2 protein-coding genes are annotated in these 2,427 nt (G+C 58.7%); both read left to right on the top strand.

Features of this window, described 5'->3' with window-relative positions; translation table 11 throughout:
* Positions 1–146 precede the first annotated feature (146 nt).
* Positions 147–1,781 carry a Mu transposase C-terminal domain-containing protein gene (locus FE811_RS26485; RefSeq protein WP_140849483.1) on the top strand — a complete coding sequence of 545 codons (1,635 nt, stop codon included), beginning with the start codon at positions 147–149 and terminating at the stop codon, positions 1,779–1,781.
* Position 1,782: 1 nt separating this feature from the next.
* Positions 1,783–2,427 (top strand): TniB family NTP-binding protein (locus tag FE811_RS26480; protein WP_140849481.1); only part of this gene is annotated, 645 nt, incomplete at its 3' end.

Here is a 2,427-nt window from a genome sequence, read left to right as displayed (position 1 = left end):
TGTCGCGTAGCCCTTAATTGTGAGATGGGAAATCCAACGAAATCAACGGCTGAGCTTTGCCCTTAAATATGAGATTTTGCCTTTAATTCTGATATTTTTGCCCTTAAACCTGAGACAGGGTTCACAGACATTTGCGGCAAATATCGATGAATGATGATGGCGAAGACTCCGTTGCCGTTGGTGCTGAAGAGGCGCGCAGGGCCGCGGTGCTGCGCCCTCTTGTTCAGGCATATCTCAATGGGACTGGCAGCCTGGAACGTGGCATCAATGACGCCGTTTGGGAGCTTGGTGTCAGCAGGGCGACGGTCTGGCGTTGGATAAAACGGTTGGCGGAAGAGGGTGGGCGCACCAGCGCTCTGGCTCCGCGGAAACGGGGCCGCCCGACCGGGACGATGTTAATATCCAGCAAAGTCGAAGCGGTAATCGAGGAGCACCTTCGCCGCTATTTCTTGCGCCGGGAGCGTTCGAGCTTGTCGCGCGTCGTGACAGAAATCCGCAGCGCTTGCTGGCAGGAGGGCTTGCAACCGCCGACACGGCGAACGGTTCAGCGTCGTCTGGATGCGATGGATGCCCGCGAAGTTGCGAAGGCACGAGAGGGCGCAAAGGCGGCCCGCCAGAAATTTGCGCCGGTCACAGGTGAGAACAAGGCCAGTATGCCACTGGAGATCGTCCAAATTGATCATACACCGGCGGACATCATTCTTGTCGACGGCTTTGAACGCAAACCAATTGGGCGGCCTTGGGTCACGCTGGCGATCGACGTCGCAACGCGGATGGTGACCGGATATTACACCTCTCTCGAGGCACCTTCGCGTCTGTCAGTGGCGCTTTGCCTGACACAGGCGGTGGCCCTCAAGGAGGAACTTCTTGCGGAATTGGCGTGCGATGTTCCTTGGCCGGCACAGGGCAAACCGCACAGCATCCACGTCGATAACGGTCGCGATTTCCGGTCGCGCGCCTTTCGGTCGGCCTGTGCGGATTGGGGGATCGATCTGGTCTATCGACCGCCAGCAAGTCCTCACTTCGGTGGTCACATCGAACGGTTGATCGGCACCATGATGGGGGCCGTTCACCTGTTGCCGGGAACAACGCAATCCTCGATCGCGGCAAAGGGCGACTATGACGCCGAAAGCAAGGCCACGATGACGTTGAGCGAATTCGATCGCTGGTTTGCTCTGGAAATCTGCCGTTACAACAACAGCATTCATTCAAGTCTTGGCTGCACGCCCGTTGCCAAATGGGAGGCGCTCTCAGAGCAAATGACAGGCGACATCCCCTTCGAGATGGAAGCCTTTCAGGTGAGCTTCCTGCCGAGTGAACTGCGCAAGATCAGGCGTGACGGCATCCATCTGTTCCAGATAAGGTACTGGTCCGATGCCCTTGCAGGCCACATTGGGCGCGGGGATGGAAAGGTGGTCGTTCGCTACGATCCTCGCGATATCTCAATGATCTGGGTCGAACTGGACGATGGCCGGTATGTTGAGGCGCGGTACAGAAACCTGGAAATTCCGCCCGTCTCGCTCTGGGAATATCGCGAAGCGATGAGGAAGGCCCGTGCCCTTGGCAAGTCCGGGTCTAATGAGCTGGTGCTGGCTGAGCTGATCCGACAGCAACGCCAGATCGAAGCTGAAAGCCGGGGCCTGACGAAGGCCGAACGCAGAACCCGTGAAAGAAAAGGGACATTGAAGGGCACGAACTCGGCCGTCTCGACAACCGAAGGGCTGCGCCCGATCGATACGGGTGATACATCGCGCCCATTGTTCAAGGTGGAGAGATGGTGAATTGAGGGCAGGGACAACTGAAGAAGACGGCCGGATCGCCCTCATTCAATCGGATATCTGGATCGGCTTTCCTCGGGCGGAACAGGTGTTGGACCGCTTGCAGGGCATGATCGAAGCGCCACGACAAACCCGTATGCCTGGGCTTCTTGTGCATGGCGCCTCCGGGATCGGAAAGACGATGATTGCCCGAAACCTGTCGCGCAAGTACGCACCAGAATACGATCCGGCGTCGGGCATCACCCGCACACCGCTTCTGCTGTTGCAAGCGCCGCCCGCACCTGATGAACGGCGGTTTTACCTGCACATCCTGGCCGCCGTCGGCGCCCCGGCGACGGCTCTTAGCGCCCGCGCTCAAAATGTGGCTTCCCTCGAAGTCCGTGTCATCGCGCTCTTACGCGACCTTGGCCTGCGGATGATCATGATCGACGAGGTCCACAACCTCTTGGCCGGGACCCACCGCGAACAGCGCCGCTTTCTCAATGTTCTGCGGTATCTCAGCAATGAACTCGAAGTGTCACTGGTCTGCTTGGGGGTCAGCGAGGCCGTCGATGCCATCCGTGGTGATATCCAGCTTGCCAGGCGGCTGGACGAACATCACCTGCCAAACTGGCGCGACGACGCCGAGTTCTCGGACATGATCCAGACC

The organism is Paracoccus sp. FO-3, from assembly GCF_006386455.1.
Classification (GTDB): domain Bacteria; phylum Pseudomonadota; class Alphaproteobacteria; order Rhodobacterales; family Rhodobacteraceae; genus Paracoccus; species Paracoccus versutus.
The sequence above is the reverse complement of the archived record's forward strand: the minus strand, read 5'-3'. Positions and strand labels throughout refer to the sequence as shown.